The organism is Hymenobacter telluris (assembly GCF_017313265.1).
Classification (GTDB): Bacteria; Bacteroidota; Bacteroidia; order Cytophagales; family Hymenobacteraceae; genus Hymenobacter; species Hymenobacter telluris.
The window spans coordinates 134,056-153,285 of record NZ_JAFLQZ010000010.1 but is presented as its reverse complement, the minus strand read 5'-3'; the positions used below and the strand labels follow the sequence as shown (position 1 = coordinate 153,285).

17 protein-coding genes are annotated in these 19,230 nt (G+C 55.6%); 9 read left to right on the top strand and 8 right to left on the bottom strand.

Translation table 11 applies throughout. From position 1 onward, the window contains the following. Window positions 1-91: 91 nt before the first annotated feature. The 4 genes from J0X19_RS15440 to J0X19_RS15425 all read left to right on the top strand — a co-directional run bounded on the left by J0X19_RS15440 (window position 92) and on the right by J0X19_RS15425 (window position 3,926). Window positions 92-838 (top strand): OmpA family protein, encoded by a 747-nt coding sequence (locus J0X19_RS15440; RefSeq protein ID WP_242582739.1) that lies wholly within the window; start codon window positions 92-94, stop codon window positions 836-838. A gap of 450 nt (window positions 839-1,288) precedes the next feature. Further along, window positions 1,289-1,996, top strand: coding sequence for an OmpA family protein (locus J0X19_RS15435; RefSeq protein ID WP_206985282.1), 708 nt, complete (start codon window positions 1,289-1,291; stop codon window positions 1,994-1,996). A 97-nt stretch (window positions 1,997-2,093) separates the two neighbouring features. Next, window positions 2,094-2,852, top strand: a complete 759-nt coding sequence (locus tag J0X19_RS15430; protein WP_206985281.1) for an endonuclease III domain-containing protein — start codon at window positions 2,094-2,096, stop codon at window positions 2,850-2,852. 90 nt (window positions 2,853-2,942) lie between these two features. Further along, a complete protein-coding gene (locus J0X19_RS15425) occupies window positions 2,943-3,926 on the top strand; it encodes a radical SAM protein (RefSeq protein ID WP_206985280.1) in 984 nt (327 codons plus the stop codon). Between the two features lie 3 nt (window positions 3,927-3,929). Here the strand turns inward: J0X19_RS15425 and J0X19_RS15420 are convergent, their stop codons facing one another. Continuing rightward, the gene (locus J0X19_RS15420; protein ID WP_206985279.1) at window positions 3,930-4,289 is read right to left on the bottom strand and encodes a DUF4870 domain-containing protein; all 360 of its coding nucleotides are present in this window, start codon (window positions 4,287-4,289) and stop codon (window positions 3,930-3,932) included. Window positions 4,290-4,462: 173 nt separating this feature from the next. On the opposite strand from J0X19_RS15420, the gene J0X19_RS15415 reads away from it, so the two are divergent. Continuing rightward, the gene (locus J0X19_RS15415; protein ID WP_206985278.1) at window positions 4,463-4,975 is read left to right on the top strand and encodes a gamma carbonic anhydrase family protein; all 513 of its coding nucleotides are present in this window, start codon (window positions 4,463-4,465) and stop codon (window positions 4,973-4,975) included. A 51-nt stretch (window positions 4,976-5,026) separates the two neighbouring features. Here J0X19_RS15415 and J0X19_RS15410 read toward each other — a convergent pair whose 3' ends face one another. Then, a complete protein-coding gene (locus J0X19_RS15410; protein WP_206985277.1) occupies window positions 5,027-6,358 on the bottom strand; it encodes a hemolysin family protein in 1,332 nt (443 codons plus the stop codon). Between the two features lie 201 nt (window positions 6,359-6,559). Between J0X19_RS15410 and J0X19_RS15405 the strand changes: the two genes are divergently transcribed. The 4 genes from J0X19_RS15405 (at window position 6,560) to J0X19_RS15390 (ending at window position 12,228) form a co-directional block, all read left to right on the top strand. After that, a complete protein-coding gene (locus tag J0X19_RS15405; protein ID WP_206985276.1) occupies window positions 6,560-8,785 on the top strand; it encodes a protein-disulfide reductase DsbD family protein in 2,226 nt (741 codons plus the stop codon). 85 nt (window positions 8,786-8,870) lie between these two features. Continuing rightward, on the top strand, window positions 8,871-10,013 hold the full coding sequence (locus tag J0X19_RS15400) for an isoaspartyl peptidase/L-asparaginase family protein (RefSeq protein ID WP_206985275.1): 1,143 nt from the start codon (window positions 8,871-8,873) through the stop codon (window positions 10,011-10,013). 580 nt (window positions 10,014-10,593) lie between these two features. Then, window positions 10,594-11,064: an Lrp/AsnC ligand binding domain-containing protein gene (locus tag J0X19_RS15395; protein ID WP_022822369.1), complete on the top strand. Its 471-nt coding sequence runs from the start codon at window positions 10,594-10,596 to the stop codon at window positions 11,062-11,064. A 198-nt stretch (window positions 11,065-11,262) separates the two neighbouring features. Next, window positions 11,263-12,228, top strand: coding sequence for an energy transducer TonB (locus tag J0X19_RS15390; protein WP_206985274.1), 966 nt, complete (start codon window positions 11,263-11,265; stop codon window positions 12,226-12,228). Between the two features lie 83 nt (window positions 12,229-12,311). On the opposite strand, the gene trxA is transcribed toward J0X19_RS15390, so the two are convergent. From trxA to dnaE, 6 genes are all read right to left on the bottom strand, one after another. Beyond that, window positions 12,312-12,641, bottom strand: a complete 330-nt coding sequence (trxA, locus tag J0X19_RS15385; RefSeq protein WP_022822371.1) for a thioredoxin — start codon at window positions 12,639-12,641, stop codon at window positions 12,312-12,314. Window positions 12,642-12,833: 192 nt separating this feature from the next. Beyond that, complete coding sequence (locus J0X19_RS15380; RefSeq protein ID WP_206985273.1) at window positions 12,834-13,217, bottom strand: hypothetical protein; 384 nt, start codon at window positions 13,215-13,217, stop codon at window positions 12,834-12,836. Between the two features lie 45 nt (window positions 13,218-13,262). After that, window positions 13,263-14,189 carry a TIGR01777 family oxidoreductase gene (locus J0X19_RS15375; protein ID WP_206985272.1) on the bottom strand — a complete coding sequence of 309 codons (927 nt, stop codon included), beginning with the start codon at window positions 14,187-14,189 and terminating at the stop codon, window positions 13,263-13,265. A gap of 119 nt (window positions 14,190-14,308) precedes the next feature. Continuing rightward, a complete protein-coding gene (locus J0X19_RS15370; protein ID WP_206985271.1) occupies window positions 14,309-14,827 on the bottom strand; it encodes a GbsR/MarR family transcriptional regulator in 519 nt (172 codons plus the stop codon). Window positions 14,828-14,890: 63 nt separating this feature from the next. Then, window positions 14,891-15,322 (bottom strand): hypothetical protein, encoded by a 432-nt coding sequence (locus J0X19_RS15365; protein WP_206985270.1) that lies wholly within the window; start codon window positions 15,320-15,322, stop codon window positions 14,891-14,893. Between the two features lie 100 nt (window positions 15,323-15,422). Continuing rightward, window positions 15,423-19,106 carry a DNA polymerase III subunit alpha gene (gene dnaE, locus J0X19_RS15360; protein ID WP_206985269.1) on the bottom strand — a complete coding sequence of 1,228 codons (3,684 nt, stop codon included), beginning with the start codon at window positions 19,104-19,106 and terminating at the stop codon, window positions 15,423-15,425. Window positions 19,107-19,230: the final 124 nt, after the last annotated feature.

The following is a 19,230-nucleotide window of genomic DNA, read 5'->3' as shown; positions in this document are numbered from 1 at the left end:
TGACACATCGAGCAAACATTTTTCCGCCAATTGCAGTAAGCACGTCCATCACTCTCTTCAAAACCTCATCTATTCCACCAACTTCACTTCGATGAAAGCTCCTAATTCTCTTCTTTCGTTTTTCATGGCGCTGACGTTGCTACTTGGCTCGTGCGCTTCCTCAAACACCCGCAACCCCAACATTCCGGATGCGCCTGACACCAATGGTACCGGCCCCCGCAAAACGGGCATGAGCAAAACCGCTAAGGGTGGCCTGCTGGGCGCTGGTGGTGGAGCCGTAGTAGGTGGTGTGCTAGGCCGCGTAATCGGTGGTAAGTCGGGTACGGCTGCTGGCGCTATCATTGGGGCTGCCGTGGGCGGCGGTACCGGGGCTGTAATTGGCCGCAAAATGGACAAGCAGGCCGAAGAGCTACAGCGCGACATGCAGAACGCCAAAGTGGAGCGCGTAGGCGAGGGTATCAAAATCACCTTCGACTCGGGCATCCTCTTCGACACCAACAAGAGCGACCTGCGGGCCGCTTCGCAGTCGGAAATCCAGAAAATGGCCGAAGTGCTTAAGAAGTACCCCGACACCAACGTGCTGATTGAAGGCCACACCGACGCTAGCGGCTCCGATGCTATCAACGACCCGTTGTCGCAGCGCCGGGCCCAGTCGGTTGCTAACTACACCATCCAGCAAGGCGTAGATGCTGCCCGCATCACTACGCAAGGCTACGGCTCTAAGCAGCCCATTGCTGATAACACTACCGAAGCTGGCAAGCAGGCTAACCGTCGCGTGGAAATTGCCATCTATGCCAACGAAAAAATGAAGAAAGCTGCTGAGAAAGGCACGCTGTAAGCTACACCAGCCTCTTGCAAAAAAGGCCGCACGATATGTGCGGCCTTTTTTTGTGCCTAGCAAACAGTGATTTTTTGCGCATTAGTGGCTCAGCTTAGATGCAGAAGACAGTTGGCTATTTGTTGTTCCGGGTAAGCCAATGAAGCTGAGGCGCTAGCAGAACCAGCAATGTAGTCTTATGCAAAACTCAGAACAATGGATACACACTGCTAAAAGTGCAAAGCATCAAGGTTTTTTCTGGTTAGTTTGTGCGGTTAAAAAAGCCTGATATAGGCGCAGAAGGCCTATTTCTATACTATTTTCAGGTTTCAAGCGTTTTTGGCAAGGTGGTTGCAAAATGCCTGCCATGGAGTAGTTGGTTCAGCATAACCACTATCTTCGGGCCGAATTACCAACCATACTATTTTCCGTTCTTACCACTTACTTCCGAAACCCTTAACTTTTTTCACAATGCAAAACCTTCGTTCATTTTTCCTTTTGCTGCTGGCCTTGCTTACGGTAGGCACAAGCGCAGTACAAGCCCAAACAGAGACGACCACCAAGAAGCCTTGGAGCAAAACCGCTAAAGGCGGCATCATTGGCGGCCTGGGTGGCGCTGCCGCCGGTGGCGTATTGGGCCGCGTGATTGGTGGCAAAAACAGTACCGCCAAAGGGGCCATCATCGGGGCTGCTGTAGGTGGCGCGGGTGGCGCTCTGATTGGCCGTCGCATGGACAAGCAGGCTGCTGAGCTGAAAAAGGAAATGGCCGGCGCCAAAGTGGAGCGCGTAGGCGAGGGTATCAAAATCACCTTCGATTCGGGCCTGCTGTTCGCTAAGAACTCGTCTGCTTTAACCTCTGCCGCTCAGGAAAACATCAAAGAACTGGCCCAGACCCTCATTAAGTACGGTGACACCAACGTTATTGTGGAAGGCCACACCGACAACACCGGTACCGATGCCATCAACGACCCTTTGTCGCAGCGCCGGGCCCAGGCCGTAGCCAACTATACCCAGCAGCAAGGTGTAGACGCTTCGCGCTTTACCGTAACGGGTTACGGTTCCAAGCAGCCCATTGCCGATAACTCCACCGAGGCTGGCCGGGTAGCCAACCGCCGTGTGGAAGTGGCCATCTTCGCCAACGAGAAGCTGAAGAAAGCTGCTGAAAAAGGCACTATCTAAGTAGTTAGCCATTTCCAGTTTTTAGTTGCCAGTGCGGCCCTGCGACCTTTTGGTGGCAGGGCCGTATTGTTTATCGACACTTACAACTGGCACTAGAATGGATTACGCCTCACCACCGGCCGAAAAAACCTGGCAGGACCACCTGATTCTAAACGAATTCTATCCGCTCCTCACGCTGGAGCAACCGCGCCGTACGCCCATGCGGGAGCTGATTTCCACCATTCTCTCGCACCGCACCACCCACGCCGACGAAGAGTTGGCTTACGACCGGATGCTGGAGGCCTTCGGCGACTGGGCGGGCGTGCTGGCGGCGGCTACCTCAGAGTTGGCCCACGCCATCCGGACCACCCGCTGGCCCGACACGCAGGCGCCCCGCATACAGGAAGTACTGCGCCGCATTCAAACTCAGACCGGCGGCGAATTTCACTTAGATTTTCTGGCAGAGTGGCCCGTCGAGCAAGGTATGAAGTGGCTAACCGATATGCCTGGCATCGGGCTAAAAACGGCCTCTTTGGTACTACTCTTCAACTTCCACAAGCCCGTGTTGCCCGTCGATACGCATGTGCACCGCATTGCACAGCGGGTGGGTATGATCGGGCCGAAAGCCTCCGCCGACAAAGCGCACCAAGTGCTGCTAGAGCAATTGCCCAAAGATGTGCTGGTACTGCTCAACTTCCACAAGCACAACTACTGGCATGGGCAGCGCATTTGCTTGTTCAGCAAGCCTGATTGCTCGAAATGCCCTCTGAAAGGCTTCTGTAACTACTACCTGGAACACTACGGCCCCGCCACCCCCGAGGCGCTGGCCGCTACGCCCAAGCAGTGGGATAAAGCCTGGGGCGCGTTGCCGCATTAACGTTTTGCTGGTAGCGGCTGGCTTTTAGCTGTTAGCTTTGAAGCGGCACTGCGGTAACAACTACAAGCCAGCAGCTAACAGCTCAATCCTATGCGCTTAGTTCGTCATCCGGTTCTGTGCAATTATTACGTCACGTATCGGTGCAATGCGCGGTGCTCGTTCTGTGATATTTGGGAGAAACCCTCGCCCTATATTCAGCTGGAGGATGTGGAACGCAACTTGCGCGACCTGAAGAAGCTGGGTGTGTCGGTGGTGGACTTCACGGGTGGCGAGCCGCTGCTGCACCGCCAGATACACGAGTTTGTGGGTCTGGCGCACGATATGGGCTTCATCACCACACTTACCACCAATTGCCTGCTGTATCCGAAATACGCCGAGAAGCTGCGGGGCAAAGTGGATATGCTGCATTTCTCGCTCGATGCATCCGAGAAGGAAGTGCACGACAAAGGCCGCGGCGTGGCCTGCTATGATTTTGTGCTGGAAAGCATCCGGGTGGCGCGGGAACTGGGGGAACGGCCCGACATCTTGTTCACCGTGTTCCGCGAAAACCTGCACGACCTGGAAGCTGTGTACCGCGACATCGCGCAGCCCAACAAGCTGATGTTGATTCTGAACCCGGCTTTCGAGTACAACAGCGTGGAAACCGGCGAGCAGCTAACCGCCGAGGAGTTGGACTACCTATCGGCCTTCGGGCAGCGCAAGGGCGTGTACCTCAATGAAGCCTTCATCCAACTCCGCCGCGACGGGGGCAACCACGTAGCTGCGCCGGTGTGCCGGGCCGCTAGCACTACGCTCGTTATATCCCCTTCCAACGAGCTGGTGCTGCCGTGCTACCATTTGGGCGAGCAGAAATTTGCCATCGACGGGCAGCTTTTCGACTTATATAATTCGCAGCAGGTACAGCAGTTGGCCGCGCTGGAAGGCCGGTTGCCGCAGTGCGAAGGCTGCACCATTAATTGCTATATGCAGCCCAGCTTCGCCGTTGAAACCAGCAAATACTTCTGGCAGGCGTTGCCTAGCACCCTCAAATACAACTGGGAGAAGGGCACCTGGAAACGAATGCTGGTTCGTTAGCTGCTACGAGAAAAATCGGATGGAAAGCGGGTACACCCACAACTCGCCGTTGTTGGCTTTGATGGCCCCAATAATGGGAAAGATAAGCCCTAGCACCGCTAAAATGCCTAGTAGCGGTAGACCAATCAACACAAAAATTAGCATGCCGCTGATGGCGCCGTAAATCAGGGAGCTGATTACCCAGTTGGTTACCACTTTGCCGTGGGCATCAACGCCGGGTAGTTCGTTTTTTTTGAGTTGCCAGAGCACAATCGGTAGCACAAAGCCTGCCCCCGGCACCAGCACGCCAGCCAGCAACGAGAGGTGCAGAAAAGTGGTCCACTGGCGGGTTTCCTGGTCGGCAGAGAAAAAGGGCTGCTGCATGGCGTAAACCTTTTGTGCTGCCGGAGGTGGCAGATAGTCAGCAAGTAAGTGAAATCAACTGGAAGACCTAGCGCTTGGCAAGCAGATTCACCGGGAAGAAATTTTCGAGCGTAGGTTTGCAGCGGCAGCCTCAAGCAGCCTCACCGAACGACAACCTCAACCTTCCTTTCCGTATGCCCGCTCTACTTCTCCCCGTCCACGGAATCTTACCCCAGCTCGGGGCCAACTGCTACGTAGCCGACAACGCCACCATCATCGGCGACGTGGTGCTGGGCGAAAACTGCACGGTGTGGTTCAACGCCGTTATTCGCGGCGACGTGAACAGCATCCGCATCGGCAACCAAACCAACATCCAGGATGGCGCGGTGCTACACTGCACCTATCAGAAAGCCGCCCTCACCATCGGTTCCCGCGTGAGCATCGGGCACAAAGCCATTGCCCACGGTTGCACCATCGAAGACGACGTACTGATTGGCATGGGTGCTATTGTGATGGACCACGCCGTGGTAGGTGCCGGCTGTATTATTGCGGCAGGGGCCGTGGTGCTGGAAAACACCCAGTGTGAACCGGGCTATCTGTACGCTGGCATTCCGGCCCGCCGCATTAAGCCCGTAACCGACGAGCAGCGCGCCAACTTAGCCCGCACCGCCGATAATTACGTGCTGTATGCTAGCTGGCTGAAATAATGAGTTGCGAGTTGTCGGTTACCAGTACGATATCTGACAACTGGCAACTGCTTACAGATTCAGCGCTTCGTTGGCTTCCTCTTCTTGCTCGGCCGAAGTGGTTACCCGCAGCTGCACCAGTTCTACGGCACGGCGGGAGCGTTTCAGTACCCGAAACTCGTAGTTGTCGAGCACGGCCACGTCGCCAACTTCCGGGATGTTGCCGTAAATAACGTTGAGTAAGCCGCCCACGGTTTCGTAATCGTCGCCTTCGGGCAGGGGGTAGGGGAGGTACTCGTTGGCGTCGGAAATGGCAGTGGCGGTATTCACGCGGTATTCCGTTTCCGATACTTTCTCCACTACCGGTACTTCATTATCGTACTCGTCCTGGATTTCGCCTACCAGTTCTTCCATGATATCCTCGATGGTGACGATGCCGGAGACGCCTCCAAACTCGTCGCTCACGATGGCCATGTGCATGTGCTTGCGCTGGAACTGCCGGAGCAGGCGGTTAATCTTCTTGGTTTCGGGCACGAAGTAAGCGGGCCGCATGATTTTTTGCAGCACAATCGGCTCGTTGCGCCGGATGATTTGCAGCAAATCCTTCACGTAAAGCACCCCCACAATATTGTCGATGTTGCCCTCGTACACCGGAATCCGGGAGAAACCTTCGTCGTACACCGTTTCCAGAATGCCGTCCTGGGGCGTATTCACATCAATGGCCGACAGCTTGGTGCGGGGCACCATAATCTGCTTTACCATCCGGTCGTTGAACTCGAACACGTTTTCAATCAGCTCGTGCTCGGAGTCCTGGATTTCACCGCTTTGCTTGCTTTGGTCCAGCAGCAGCCGGATTTCTTCGGCTGAGTGCGCCTCGGGGCCGTGCGTTACTTCGCCGCCTACCAGCCCCGCCACCATATTGGAAAGCGTGTTGAGCAGCCAGATGAATGGCTTGGTAATCCAGGCGAAGGCAAACAGCGGAACCGCAACGGCAATGGTGGTATTTTCAGGTTTCTGAATAGCCAGCACCTTGGGGGCCTGCTCGCCGAGCACAATGTGCAGCACCGTAATAATGGAGAAAGAGGTAACCAGCGAAATCTGGTGTACCGCATTGGCGGAGAGGGTAATATGGAAATTATCGATAACCGCCATTACCACTTCCGCCACCACGCTTTCCCCAATCCAACCCAAAGCCAGGGAAGCCAAGGTAATGCCTAGTTGGGTGGCCGACAGATAGAAGTTCAGATCGTGCAGCATGCGCTGCACCAATTTGGCCAAGCGGTTGCCGCCTTGCGCTTTTATGTCGATTTGCGAAGAACGAACCTTAACAAAGGCAAACTCTGCTGCCACAAAAAACCCGTTCACCAATACCAGTAGAACGGTCAGGAATATATTTAAAGCCATAGATCCGGGGGTCGGGCTCACGCGGCCCAGCTCCCTTGGTACTACAAAAGTACGTGATTCAGACTAAGCGGTTCCGGCTGAGTTATAATTGGTCACAACTTGCTAGGTGTTTACTTTGTTGGAAACCCCTAAACCAGTATGGCTGTTCGGCTTTCTACCGACCTTTGCTGCCCTTACGTTTTCGTTGCTTTTTCTTTTCCAATGACTTCCTTCAAGAATATTCTGTTGGTTCTGCTGCTGGTGCTAGGCACGGCGGCCGGTGCCACCGCCCAAGTTCTGACGCCCACCAAGTTGTCGGTGGCGCTTAGCTCGCCCACGGCCAAGGCAGGCGAGGAAGTGGACCTCATTGTGAATGCCCGCATCGACGACAAATGGCACCTCTACGCCACCGACTTCGACCCCGACCTGGGGCCCACGGCTTTCACGTTCAGCTTCACGAAGAGCCCGGCTTATGAGCTAGTAGGCAAGCCAAAGTCCATCAACTCGCAAAAACACTACGACGAGGTATTTAAAGGCGACGTTACCTACTTCGAGAAAACCGGCCAGATTCGGCAGCGCATTCGGGTGTTGCAGCCCGGCGCCCTCACCGTGAAGGCCAACGTGGAGTACCAAAGCTGCACCGATGTGGATGGCCGCTGCATTCCCGGCGACGAAACATTGAGCTTTGGCCCCATTACCGTAACGGGTGCCGCCGTGCCTGCCCAAGCCCCTGAGAGCAAGCCCGCCAAACCCGGCGCGCCCACTGGCGCCGTAGCCACACCAGCTGCTCCGCCTACGGCTACCGCTGTCCCCATCGATACTGCTGTTACGGCTGCTGTTGTGCCGCCGGCATCCACCATGCCTGCTGCCTCAGCCGCTACTTCTGATGATACAATGGCATCTGTGCCAGCACCTACCACCGCTACGGTAGCGGCATCGGCAGCTGTTGGGGCCAACGGAGCTGAGCCGGCTAAGGAGAGCTTGTTGGCTTTTGCGTTTGGTGCTTTTCTGTTTGGGCTAAGCGCCCTTGTTACGCCGTGCGTGTTTCCGCTGATTCCAATGACGGTTTCGTTCTTCACCAGCGGCAACGACAGCCGGCAGCGGGGCATCCTTAAAGCCTTTGTATATGGCCTCAGCATCATCGTAATCTATGTGCTGATTGGGGTGGTAGTGGCAGCGTTGCTGGGCGAAGATGGCCCGAACCTAATTGCTACGCACTGGCTGCCGAACCTGATTTTCTTCACGGTCTTCGTGGTATTCGGTTTGTCTTTTTTGGGTTTATTCGAAATTACGCTGCCCCACGGCATGGTTAATAAGATTGACGCACAAGCCGACAAAGGCGGTTGGGGCGGCGTCTTCTTCATGGCTCTCACGCTGGTAGTGGTGTCGTTTTCCTGCACCGGGCCTATTGTGGCGAGCATCCTGGGTTTGGCTGCGCGGGGTGAGCGAATCACGCCGGTTATTGGGATGTTAGGCTTCTCACTGGCTTTTGCACTGCCGTTCACCCTGTTTGCTGTCTTCCCAACCTGGCTGAAAAGCCTGCCCCGCTCGGGCGGCTGGCTGAACACGGTGAAGGTGGTGCTGGGCTTCGTGGAGTTGATGCTGGCCCTGAAATTCCTGAGCATGGCTGACCTCGCCTACCATTGGAACCTGTTGCCGCGCGACATTTACTTGGTGCTCTGGATTGCGCTGTCGGGCCTATTGGGGCTATACCTGTTGGGCCGGTTCAAACTTTCCCACGATTCCGACCTCACCCACCTGAGCGTGGGCCGACTGCTGATGGCGGTGCTGGCGTTCAGCTTCATGACTTATCTGATACCTGGCCTGTTTGGGGCGCCGCTGCCGTTGCTGGCCGGTTATCTGCCGCCCCAGTCCAGCCGCGACTTCACGCTGGCTGCTACGGCTACGCCAGTTGCCACTGCCAAAATGAATGCCTTGTGTGAGGCCCCGCGCTACAACGAGTTTCTGGAGTTGCCCCACGGCCTGCCCGGTTATTTCGACCTGGAGCAGGCTAAGCGGTGCGCCAAGGCCGAAAACAAGCCTATCTTCATCGACTTCACCGGCCACGCCTGCGTGAACTGCCGCAAGATGGAGGCCACCGTGTGGAGCAACCCGGAAGTGCTGCGCCGCCTCCGCGACGACTACGTGGTAGTGGCCCTCTACGTGGACGACAAAACCGAGCTGCCCGCGGCCGAGCAGTACACCTCCAAGTATGATAATAAGCTGAAATCTACGCTGGGCAAGAAAAACGCCGATTTGCAGCTCACCGGCTTCAACGTAAACGCCCAACCCTTCTACGTGCTGCTCGACCCCAATGCCCCCGCCGACTTGCAGCACACCTTGGCTACGCCCATTGCCTACGAGCCCGATGCCGAGGCTTTCGTGAAGTTTTTGGATGCGGGTTTGGCGCGGTATCGGCAGCAAAACCAGCCCGTTGCCAACCGCTAAGCAAGAACTGCTTATTTTTCACGGCCCGCTCTTCGGTGTACAAGCCAGGAGCGGGCCGTATTGCGTCATACCATTGCCTACTCACATGCAAAAGACCTTACTGTTACTGTTTACGGCAGTACTCAGCCACCTGGCTCCCGCCACGGCTCAAACAGCTCCGGCAACCAGTCCGGCGGGGCCCTTCACGCTGGTTATCCACGGCGGAGCGGGCACCATCACCAAAGCCAACATGACGGCCGAACAGGAAAAAGCCTACCAAGATGGGCTGAACAAGGCCCTGCAAGTTGGGCACGCTATTCTCAAAGACGGGGGCACGGCGCTTGATGCCGTAGAGGCGGCCATTCGGGTGCTGGAAGACAACCCGTTGTTTAACGCCGGCAAAGGTGCCGTATTCACCCATGAAGGGCGCAACGAAATGGATGCCTCCATCATGGAAGGCGAGCAGCTGCGTGCTGGCGCGGTGGCGGGTGTTACGGTGGTGCGCAACCCCATTACGGCCGCACGGGCAGTTATGGAGAAATCGGAGCACGTATTGCTGACCGGCCCGGGCGCCGAGCAGTTTGCTCGTGAGCAAGGGCTGGATATTGTGGAGCCTTCTTACTTTTTCACCCAGGCCCGTTACGACCAACTGCAAAAGGCACTGAGCACCGAGAAAAGCGCCGGTCCTTCCAACCAGCCGAACACGCCAATTAAAGCTGCCCCAGTTCCGGCCGCGCCCACCAAAGCCAAAGGCAAAACCAAGGCCGGTAAACCAAGCAGTGCATTAGTGCCCGCTGGCTCACAGGACTTGGCGGACCTCATCTTCACCGAAGGCCGCAAGTACGGCACTGTTGGCGCCGTCGCCCTCGACAAGCAAGGCAACCTAGCTGCCGCTACCAGCACCGGGGGCATGACCAACAAACGCTACGGCCGCATCGGCGACGCCCCCATCATCGGGGCCGGCACCTACGCCGACAACCAGTCCTGCGCCGTATCGTGTACCGGTTGGGGCGAGTATTTCATCCGGGCCACTGTGGCCCGCGACGTAGCTGCCCGTATGGAATACCAGAAGATTCCATTAAGCCAGGCCGCCCAAGCCGTTATCGATAAAGTGGGCGCTATGGGAGGCAACGGTGGCCTGATAGGCTTGGACCGCGCCGGTAATATCACCATGCCCTTCAACTCCGAAGGCATGTACCGCGGCTTTATCAAGGAGGATGGCCGCAGCCAGGTGCTCATTTATAAATAGCTGAATTAAACGAGCTAGCTTAAATGGAAACCAAAAAAGCCCGATTTGCAAATTTCATTGCAAATCGGGCTTTTTATTGAAACCTACATATAGCAGGCCGTAAGATTTGCTTTTCTTTGCAGCCAGTTGAAAACCCGGGCGTCTATGCCTGAAAATGAACCAAACCGACCTAAAAGGCAACAAAAAGGCGGCACCCACCCAGATGCCGCCTCTTGATGAAAAGGTAGCACCCACCCAGATGCTGCCTCTCGCAAAGGAACGTACCCACCCAGATACGTCCCGGTTTTTCCCTCCTCACATTAATCCACCCAGTGCTGTAGAAGAAGGATTCGAACCTTCACGGTGTAGTTAGCCGGCCGCCAAACCAGTTTTTCCCGAATCACCACCCCCGAGAGAGGAGGGTATGTCTGCCAGTTTCATCACTCTACAAGAATAATCCCGCGCCGTTCGCGTTGGATTATGACAAATGTAGTAGTTTGATTTGAATTGTAAAATTATCGCAGAGATTTGCGCTAATATTTACAAAGTTTTTTGAAAACACCTGTTCTGATTTTAATATATATAATCAAACACCTGCAAAATGGCTAAGAATTACGAACTTGACGACACCGACCGCAAAATTCTGGATTTGTTGATGCAGGATGCCAAGATGCCGTACACGGAAATAGCCCGCAAAGTCCATGTATCGGGCGGAACAGTGCACGTACGGATGGCGCGGTTAGAGGAACTTGGGATTGTGAAGGGCGCAACGCTTCAGATTGATTATCAGAAGCTCGGCTATGGCGTCAATGCTTTCTTGGGCATCTATCTGCTAAAGAGTTCGGTGTATGCCAGTGTAGCCGAGCAGCTCCGCGAAATTCCGGAAGTTGTTAGTATCCACTTCACCACCGGAGCTTACGGCATCTTCGCCCGCATCGTGTGCCGCGACACGCAGCACCTGCGCGACGTCCTCCACGACCGGATGCAGCTCATTGAGGGTATTGAACGCACGGAAACGCTCATCTCGCTCGAAGAAAGTTTGAATCGTCCGATTCAGCTACTGCCTTCTTAAACAGGCTGATTAGGTTACAAAGGCGGTTGCTATTAGTAGTAACCGCCTTTTTTAGGTTAAACAGGTATGGAAGTATAAGTAATTGATATTAGATTAGTACTGTACTGTATATAGAACTTTACTGCCTTAGCTGATGGGTGCTTGGCAACAGGTGGCAGGAATGGTATATTTCCAGAACCCCTCTTGTTTCTGTGGTTAATGAAAGCGCACTTCATCCTGTTTTGCGGAGTATTACTGGCACTGCCAGCTGTGGTATCGGCGCAAACCATGCCGGCCATTTACCTCAACGAGCAAGACCAGGAGGTGGTGCCCGATAGCGCCACCCATTACCGGCTCATTGAGCAAAAAAACGAGTTGCTGGGCACCTACGCTGTGCGCGAGTATTCGCTCACGGGTACCCTGCTGTTGCGCGGCACCTTGTCGTCGATTGAGCCGCCATTACGGACCGGAGTGCTGACCTGGTACCATCCCGGCGGGAGCAAAGCTGCGCAGGTGCACTACCGCAACGATGAAGCCGACGGCGTGTATGTGGCCTGGTACGAAGATGGACGCGTAAGCCAGCGTGGCGAATACACCCAAGGCCAGCGCGTTGGCACCTGGATTAGTGTGCACCGCAACGGGCAGAAACGCTCAAAAGGCACGTACACGGCGGGTAAGCCCACCGGCGAATGGCGCTACTACTACGACACCGGACAACTAAGCGCCATTGAGTTGCTGAGCCGGGAAAAGGGCCCGGCGTTGGCCTTTTTCAATGAAGATGCCTCTCCATACGTAGGGCGGTTGCACAAGCGCCAGTTGCCTGAGTTTCCGGGTGGTGAGGGGGCGTTGCTCAACTTCGTATCCCGGAATACTATATATCCTAAAAATACCCGCCGCAAGGGCATTACGGGCAAGGTATACGTGCGCTATACGGTAGGCGAAGATGGCCGCGTGGGGCAAGTGGAGGTGGTGCGAGGGCTGGCCCCCGAAGCCGACCAGGAAGCGCGCCGGGTGGTGGCTAGTTTACCCGCCTTTCAGCCCGGCCGGGAGTACAACGTGCCCACCGCCATGACGTTTACGCTGCCTATTTATTTCTCCCCGAACTTCTCGCTACTGAGTGGTACCCGGCCGCCGCAAGCTCCGCCCACCGAAGCCCGCGCCTCCAATCCCGACGAGCTATACTAGGCACACTAAGTCAATACCCCATACACAACAAAAGCCCGCTTTCCACGAAGGAAAACGGGCTTTTATTAATGTAAGCAAGGTAACTAGGCAGTTACTTGAGCGTCTAGCTTGCCAGCAAGTACGTGCTTCGGTACAGCACCTACTTGCTTGTCTACCACTTGGCCGTTTTTGAATACCAGCAGCGTCGGGATGCTGCGGATGCCGAATTTGGCGGAGGTTTGCGGGTTGGCGTCTACGTCCACTTTGCCAATTACAACTTTGCCTTCATATTCGCCAGCTAGTTCTTCTACCACAGGGCCTACCATGCGGCAAGGGCCGCACCATTCGGCCCAGAAGTCCACCAGAACGGGCTTATCGGAGTTGATGATTTCGTCGAAGTTAGCATCGGTGATTTCGATGGCTTTATGTCCCATAACACAAGGGGGTTAGTTGGAATGTGTGTGCTGCTATATACGGTCAAGCGGGCCGCAAGGTAGCAGATTGCGAATCAACAAGACACGGGCCGGAAAGTTCAGTGCAGACAGGTTGGCAGATACAGTAACCAGGCGTAGCACGGCCCCAATGCCGCCAGCTGCGCTCAGACTGGGCATTGGGGCCGATTTATTTTACTGCTTGTTGGCTACAAAATCGTAAGCGCGAGCTTCGTTCTGGGCCCGGCTGCGGAGCTTATAGAACACATACAGATTGAAGAAGTGCATGCCGCCCAAAATCAAGATGATAGTGCCAAGCTTGATGCTAAGCGTTTCTACCGTCTGCTGGTAGCTGTTCACGGGGTCATCGGAGCGCAGGGTAAGGGTGGCGTACCCGATGTTGATGAGGTAGAAGCCGGTAAGCAGGAGCTTGTTCACGGAGTCGGCCAGGGGCTCGTTGCCGTGGAAAATGTCAACCAAAAAAGTGCGGCCGTTGGTGAAAAGCGTGCGCGCTACCCATACCGTGAGCAATACCGTGACGGGCAGATAAACGCCGTACACCAGAAGTAAGTAATTCATGATGCGTTAGAAAAGAAGGTGAAAAAAGAAAACAAGCGCGAAATGTCAGAGTAGGTCCGCTACTGCTCGCTCACAAGTGGGGAAGCGGAACCGGAAGCCGAGGTCTAGCAGGCGCTGCGGCACCACTTTGCGGCTTTTCAAAATCAACTCGGTTTCGGTGCGCAGTACAAAAGCTCCTAGCTCCAGCAGCCATACCGGCTGCGGCAGGCGCACCAGCGGCTTTAGCTCGTGCGCCAGCAGCGCATTGAAGTCGCGGTTCAGCAGCGGGGCCGGGGCGCAGACGTTGAACACGCCAGCCTGGTCGGTTTCGTTGAGCAGGAACTCCACGGCCCGGCAGAAGTCGTGCACGTGCAGCCAGCTGATCCATTGGTAGCCACTACCCTGCGGCGTGCACAGGCCCCATTTGGCCAGCTTTTTCATCACCGGAAACGCGCCACCGTCAGCCCCCAGCACAACAGCAGTGCGGAGGGCAAGCCGGCGGGTGTTAGGGGTGTGGGCTGCCCACAAAGCCGCTTCCCAGGCCTGCGCCACTTCCACCGAAAAGCCGGTGCCTATTTTCCCATCTGCTTCGGTGTTGGCCCGTTGCCAGTTTTCATTGTGCGCATAGATAGTGGCCGTAGACGAGTTCAGCCATACCTGCGGCGGGCGTTGGCAGGTTGCAATGGCTTCACCCAACACACGGGTGCTGTCAATTCGGCTGCTCAGGATTTCTCGCTTGTTGGCCGCTGTGCAGCGGCAATCCACAGTACGTCCGGCCAGATTGATAACAGCCGCGGCGCCTTCCAATTCGGTGGCCCAAGCTCCCACAGTACGCCCATCCCATTGCACATGGTTTGGCAGGGAACTGCTGGCGCGGCTAATAACCACAATGCAATACCCTAGGCTTTGAAAGTGCCGGGCCAGATGCTGGCCCAAGAAGCCGTTGCCGCCAGCCAGCACAATTTTAGGTCGGTTTTCGGGGAAGCTATGCATGACGAGAAAGTTTGTAAGGCGAGTGAAAAAGCCGCGAGCCGTACGCATAAGAACAGGATATGAGTGTTATAGAAATTTCAAAAAATATTGAAACATAACATCAAAAAAATAAGCCTCGCTTAGCCTGGCCGCATAAGCTTCATAAACGTGCTCAAAAACCAATTTTCATCGGCCTTGATAATGGTGGCTGCCGTCCGGTCGGCCAGTTCAGCGAAGCTCTGGATATTGCCGATGGTTTCGGAAAAAGCCTGAGCCTCGGTTTCCGTAACCATAGCAGAGGGCTCTACCTGCTTGATTTCGCCGAGCACCCGCATGATGGGCTCTAGCTCGCGCCGCCGCCGCTCCTTCAAAATCAGGGTGGCTACTTTATGAATGTCTTTCTCACCCGAAAAAAACTCGCGTCGCTCACCGGGCCGCAATTCCTTGCGCACCAAGCCCCAGTCCATCAAAGCCCGCACATTCAGGTTTACGTTGCCCCTCGAAATCTGGAGCTGCTCCATAATATCCTCGGTGCTCAGCGCCTGCGCCGATATTAGTAGCAACGCGTGTACCTGCGCCATTGTGCGGCTTACGCCCCAGGCCGAGCCCAGGGTGCCCCAGCCTTCAATGAACTTGCTTTTGGCTTCTTCGAGTTGCATGGTGTAAATGTAATCGAGTATTTGAAACTTTCAATAAAAATTGAAAGTTTATTTTCTAAAATGTCATTTATCTTCTCCCCTTCTCTGTAAAGGAAGTTTTCGAGGGCGCTTGTAGCTAAAGTAATTTCTAATGAATGTCGAAGAGTCCATACGAGTGAATTTACCAAAACTTGGCATTGACACTGAAAGCGTATCTGGACTTTTATCTGGCATCAAGCGTAAAGAGACAGGAAGCAAGTAAACCATGCAACCTTGTCGAAGACTTAATGAGTCCCCTGCTTCATTAAGCTTTGCCTCATAATGGCCGTAGTAGGTCGTTAGGAATAACTGCTTGTAGCGCTTATAAATGATGATATCATCAGGTGGGTAGCCTGATTTGTGTGTATTAACGCTGCGCCAAGCGCCTGTCAAATTAGATTCAGTAACAGGTATTTTGGTTTCACAGCTAGTTAGAAGCAATAACCATCCAAAAACGAAATGGCTGTAATAAGTCATAGCAGGAGTTTAGTAAGAGAGCTGTAACAAGCAATAACGCAGATACAATCATTTAAAAGGTTATATCTGCGTTATCTGCTTCAAGGCAATACCTCTGCTACTAAATCAGCTGGCAGGCGTCGATTTCCATTTCCCGCATCCGGGCAATGAAGGCTTTCGGCTCGATGCGGTAGCGGCGCGAGTAGGTGTCCACGGCCAAGTGCTCGTGCGGCTCCGCAAACTTGATTTCCAGCTTCTTGCTGCCTTGGCTTTCTTCTACGGCCGCCATAAACCGGTCCATGAAGGGCTCGGTGATGGTGCGCAAATCGAGCTGTACCCGCACGCCGTTGGAGAGTTTTTCAGCCACATGGAACAGGGGCTCCATGGTCATGATCTTGAACTCGAACTGGTCGGAGTCGCGGAAACGCTGCTGGAACTTGCCGCGGATGAACATGGGCGGCACCTGCTCTTTGTCGTAGTTGCGGGGGTTAATCATGGGCGAGAACTTCGAGTAGTCGTCGCGGAATAAAGCTAGGTTCAAGCTCGATTCGTAGTCTTCCACGTTGAAGCTCACGAACGGGTGGCCGGTTTTGGTGGTCTTGAACTGCACGTTGGAAATCAGCCCGGCCACCGAAATATCCCGGTTCTTGTAGTTCTCAATCTTGTCGAGGCCGCAGGTGCAGTACGAGTCGATTTCCAGCTTGAAGTCGTCAAGCGGGTGGCCCGAGAGGTAGAAACCCACCACTTCTTTCTCGCGGCGCAGCTTCTCGGTGGGGCTCCAAGGCTCCATGTCCTGGATTTTGGGCATCGGAATGGCCATCATGCCGCCGCCGCCACCGAACAGGCTTTGCTGGGCCGATTCTTTGGCCGCCTGGTGCTGCTGGCCCACTTTCATGGCCTTCTCAATCAGGTTCTGGTCGCCGGAAGGGGCCTCCATGAACTGGCGGCGGTGGTAACGCTCAAACGAGTCGAAGGCCCCGGCCTGGGCCAGGCTTTCAAAGGTTTTCTTGTTCACAGCCCGCAAACTCACGCGGCGCGAGAAATCGAAAATGTCGCCGTACGCCCCGCCTTTGGTGCGCTCCTGCACGATTTCCTCCACCGCAGCTTCACCGGCCCCTTTCACGGCGGCCATCCCGAAACGAATCTGGCCCTGCTTGTTCACGTTGAACTTCAGGATGGATTCGTTGACGTCGGGCCCGAGTACGGCCACGCCTTGCTTGCGGGCTTCCTCAATAAAGAACGTCACCTTTTTGATGTCGCCCATGTTGTTGGTGAGCACCGCGGCCATGTACTCGGCAGGGTAGTGGGCCTTGAGGTAGCCGGTCTGGTAGGCCACCACCGAGTAGGCGGCGGAGTGGGAGCGGTTGAAGCCGTAGGCCGCAAACTTCTCCATTACGTCGAACACCTCGTTGGCTTTCTTGGCCTTGATGCCGTGCAGCTTCTCGGCGCCTTCGCAGAACTTCTCCCGCTCCAGAGCCATCTTCTTCATGTCCTTCTTACCCATGGCGCGGCGCAGCAAGTCGGCGCCGCCGAGCGAGTAGCCGGCCAGAATCTGGGCCGTCTGCATAATCTGCTCCTGGTACACCATGATGCCCTGCGAGTAGTTCAGGATGGGTTCCAGCAGTTCGTGCGGGTAGTCCACGGTTTCGCGGCCGTGCTTGCGGTTGATGAAGTTCGGGATGAACTGCATCGGGCCGGGCCGGTACAGGGCGTTCATGGCAATCAGGTCCTCGATGTTGGTGGGCTTGAGGTCCTTGAGGTACATGCGCATGCCCTCGGATTCAAACTGGAACGTGCCGATGGTGTCGCCGCGCTGGTAGAGCTCGTAGGTTTTCTGGTCGTCAATCGGAATTTCGTCGATGTCGATTTCAACGCCGTGGTTTTGCTTGATGAGGTTAATGGCATCGACGATAATGGTCAGGGTTTTCAGACCAAGGAAGTCCATTTTGAGCATCCCGGCACTCTCAATCACCTTGCCATCAAACTGCGTAACGAGCAGGTCCGAGTCTTTGGAGGTGGAAACGGGAATGTACTTGGTGATGTCGTCGGGGGCGATGATGACGCCGGCCGCGTGGATGCCGGTGTTCCGGACCGAGCCTTCCAGCTTCTCGGCGAGGCGCAGAATCTGACCGCGCAGGTTGTCGGGCGCATCGTCGCGCCGAATCATATCCAACTCCTGATTCTCAGCAAAGGCTTTCTGGAGCGTGGTGCCCACCTGGTCGGGCACCATCTTCACCAGGTCGTTGGCCACGGGCAGCGGCAAATCCATGGCCCGCGCCACGTCCTTGATGCTGGACTTGGCGGCCATGGTACCGAAGGTGATAATCTGGGCCACCTGGGTTTTGCCGTACTTATCCACCACGTAGTCAATGACTTTCTGACGGTTCACGTCGTCGAAGTCGATGTCAATATCGGGCATCGACACGCGCTCCGGGTTCAGGAACCGCTCGAACAGCAGCGAGTACTTAATCGGGTCGATGTTGGTGATGCCGATGCAGTAGGCCACCGCCGAACCAGCCGCCGAACCCCGGCCCGGCCCCACGGCCACGCCAATGTTGCGCCCGTGGTTGATGAAGTCCTGGGTGATGAGGAAGTAGCCCGCAAACCCCATCGTCTCAATCACGCGCAGCTCGTAGTCCAGCCGCTCCTCGATTTCGGGGGTGCGCTCGGAATAGCGGCGCTTCTCGCCCTCAAAAGCGCCCTTGAAGGTGAGGTAACGCAGGAAAGCGTCGGCGGTGGGGTGCTCGGCCGGCAGCGGGAAGTTGGGCAGCAGAATGTCGCGCTGGAGCTTGGGCGGGGTGATTTTGTCAACAATTTCGTTGGTGTTGTCCACGCTTTCCGGCACGTCACTGAACAGCGCGTTCATCTCCTCCTGGGTCTTGAAGTAGAACTGGTCGTTGGCGAAGCCGAACCGGGCCCGGGGCCGCGGGCCCTGCGCTTCCTCGTCAATGCGCTGAAGCTGGCGCCGGATGCTGGCGTCCTGGCCGGAGAGGGGCCGCAGGTTGTCGAGGTGGTCGTAGAGCACCTTGTTGTCCTGCGAAATCATGCGGAAATACTGGGTCTGGAAGTCGCCCACCGGGATGCTGTGCTCTTCGCCGGTGTTCACGCACAGCAGAATATCGTGCGGCGCGAAGTCGGTCTGGTCGACGTAGTGCGAGTCGTTGGTGCAGATGACCTTCACGTTGTACTTCTTGGCCAAACCCAGCAACACCTGGTTCACGTCTTCCTGGCTTTTGCCGGTACCGTCGAAGTTCATCAGCCCGTGCCGCTGAATCTCGATGTAGTAATCTTCCCCGAACACGTCGAGCCACCACTTCAGCAACTCCTCAGCTTTGGCCTCACTCTCGAACAGGATGGCCTGCGGAATCTCGGCCCCGATGCAACACGAGGTGGCAATCAGGCCTTCGTGGTACTTGAGCAGAATTTCCTTGTCGATGCGCGGGAATTTCGAGTACACGCCCTCGATGAAGCTCATCGAGCAGAGCTTGGCGAGGTTGTGGTAGCCGGCCTGATCTTTGGCCAGCAGCAGCTGGTGGTAGCGTTTGTCCCGCTCGCCTTTCTCGCGGCTAAAGGCCTTTTTGTGGCGGTCTTCCACCATGTAGAACTCGCAGCCCACAATCGGCTTCACGTTGTACTTGTTGGCTTCGGCCACGAAGTTGAAGGCCCCGAACATATTGCCGTGGTCGGTGAGGGCTACGGCCGGCATCCCATCGGCCTGGGCCTTTTTCATGAGGGCCGAAATGCTGGCCTGGCCATCAAGAAGAGAGTATTGCGTGTGGGAGTGCAGGTGCGAGAAAACGGGCATAGCGCGGGGCAAATTATGACTTCTGAATGCTGAGTTATGAGTTTTCGGATGGCTGCTACCGCAACGTCCGGCATTCGTGATTCAGCATTGTATAAGGTAAAGTTACCCACGAATGAGTGGCCGG

Bases quoted from the DNA above. Each gene is read 5' to 3' on its own strand.
- J0X19_RS15440 (WP_242582739.1), top strand. From the start codon at position 92: ATGAAAGCTCCTAATTCTCTTCTTTCGTTTTTCATGGCGCTGACGTTG.
- J0X19_RS15435 (WP_206985282.1), top strand. From the start codon at position 1,289: ATGCAAAACCTTCGTTCATTTTTCCTTTTGCTGCTGGCCTTGCTTACG.
- J0X19_RS15430 (WP_206985281.1), top strand. From the start codon at position 2,094: ATGGATTACGCCTCACCACCGGCCGAAAAAACCTGGCAGGACCACCTG.
- J0X19_RS15425 (WP_206985280.1), top strand. From the start codon at position 2,943: ATGCGCTTAGTTCGTCATCCGGTTCTGTGCAATTATTACGTCACGTAT.
- J0X19_RS15420 (WP_206985279.1), bottom strand. From the start codon at position 4,289: ATGCAGCAGCCCTTTTTCTCTGCCGACCAGGAAACCCGCCAGTGGACC.
- J0X19_RS15415 (WP_206985278.1), top strand. From the start codon at position 4,463: ATGCCCGCTCTACTTCTCCCCGTCCACGGAATCTTACCCCAGCTCGGG.
- J0X19_RS15410 (WP_206985277.1), bottom strand. From the start codon at position 6,358: ATGGCTTTAAATATATTCCTGACCGTTCTACTGGTATTGGTGAACGGG.
- J0X19_RS15405 (WP_206985276.1), top strand. From the start codon at position 6,560: ATGACTTCCTTCAAGAATATTCTGTTGGTTCTGCTGCTGGTGCTAGGC.
- J0X19_RS15400 (WP_206985275.1), top strand. From the start codon at position 8,871: ATGCAAAAGACCTTACTGTTACTGTTTACGGCAGTACTCAGCCACCTG.
- J0X19_RS15395 (WP_022822369.1), top strand. From the start codon at position 10,594: ATGGCTAAGAATTACGAACTTGACGACACCGACCGCAAAATTCTGGAT.
- J0X19_RS15390 (WP_206985274.1), top strand. From the start codon at position 11,263: ATGAAAGCGCACTTCATCCTGTTTTGCGGAGTATTACTGGCACTGCCA.
- trxA (WP_022822371.1), bottom strand. From the start codon at position 12,641: ATGGGACATAAAGCCATCGAAATCACCGATGCTAACTTCGACGAAATC.
- J0X19_RS15380 (WP_206985273.1), bottom strand. From the start codon at position 13,217: ATGAATTACTTACTTCTGGTGTACGGCGTTTATCTGCCCGTCACGGTA.
- J0X19_RS15375 (WP_206985272.1), bottom strand. From the start codon at position 14,189: ATGCATAGCTTCCCCGAAAACCGACCTAAAATTGTGCTGGCTGGCGGC.
- J0X19_RS15370 (WP_206985271.1), bottom strand. From the start codon at position 14,827: ATGCAACTCGAAGAAGCCAAAAGCAAGTTCATTGAAGGCTGGGGCACC.
- J0X19_RS15365 (WP_206985270.1), bottom strand. From the start codon at position 15,322: ATGACTTATTACAGCCATTTCGTTTTTGGATGGTTATTGCTTCTAACT.
- dnaE (WP_206985269.1), bottom strand. From the start codon at position 19,106: ATGCCCGTTTTCTCGCACCTGCACTCCCACACGCAATACTCTCTTCTT.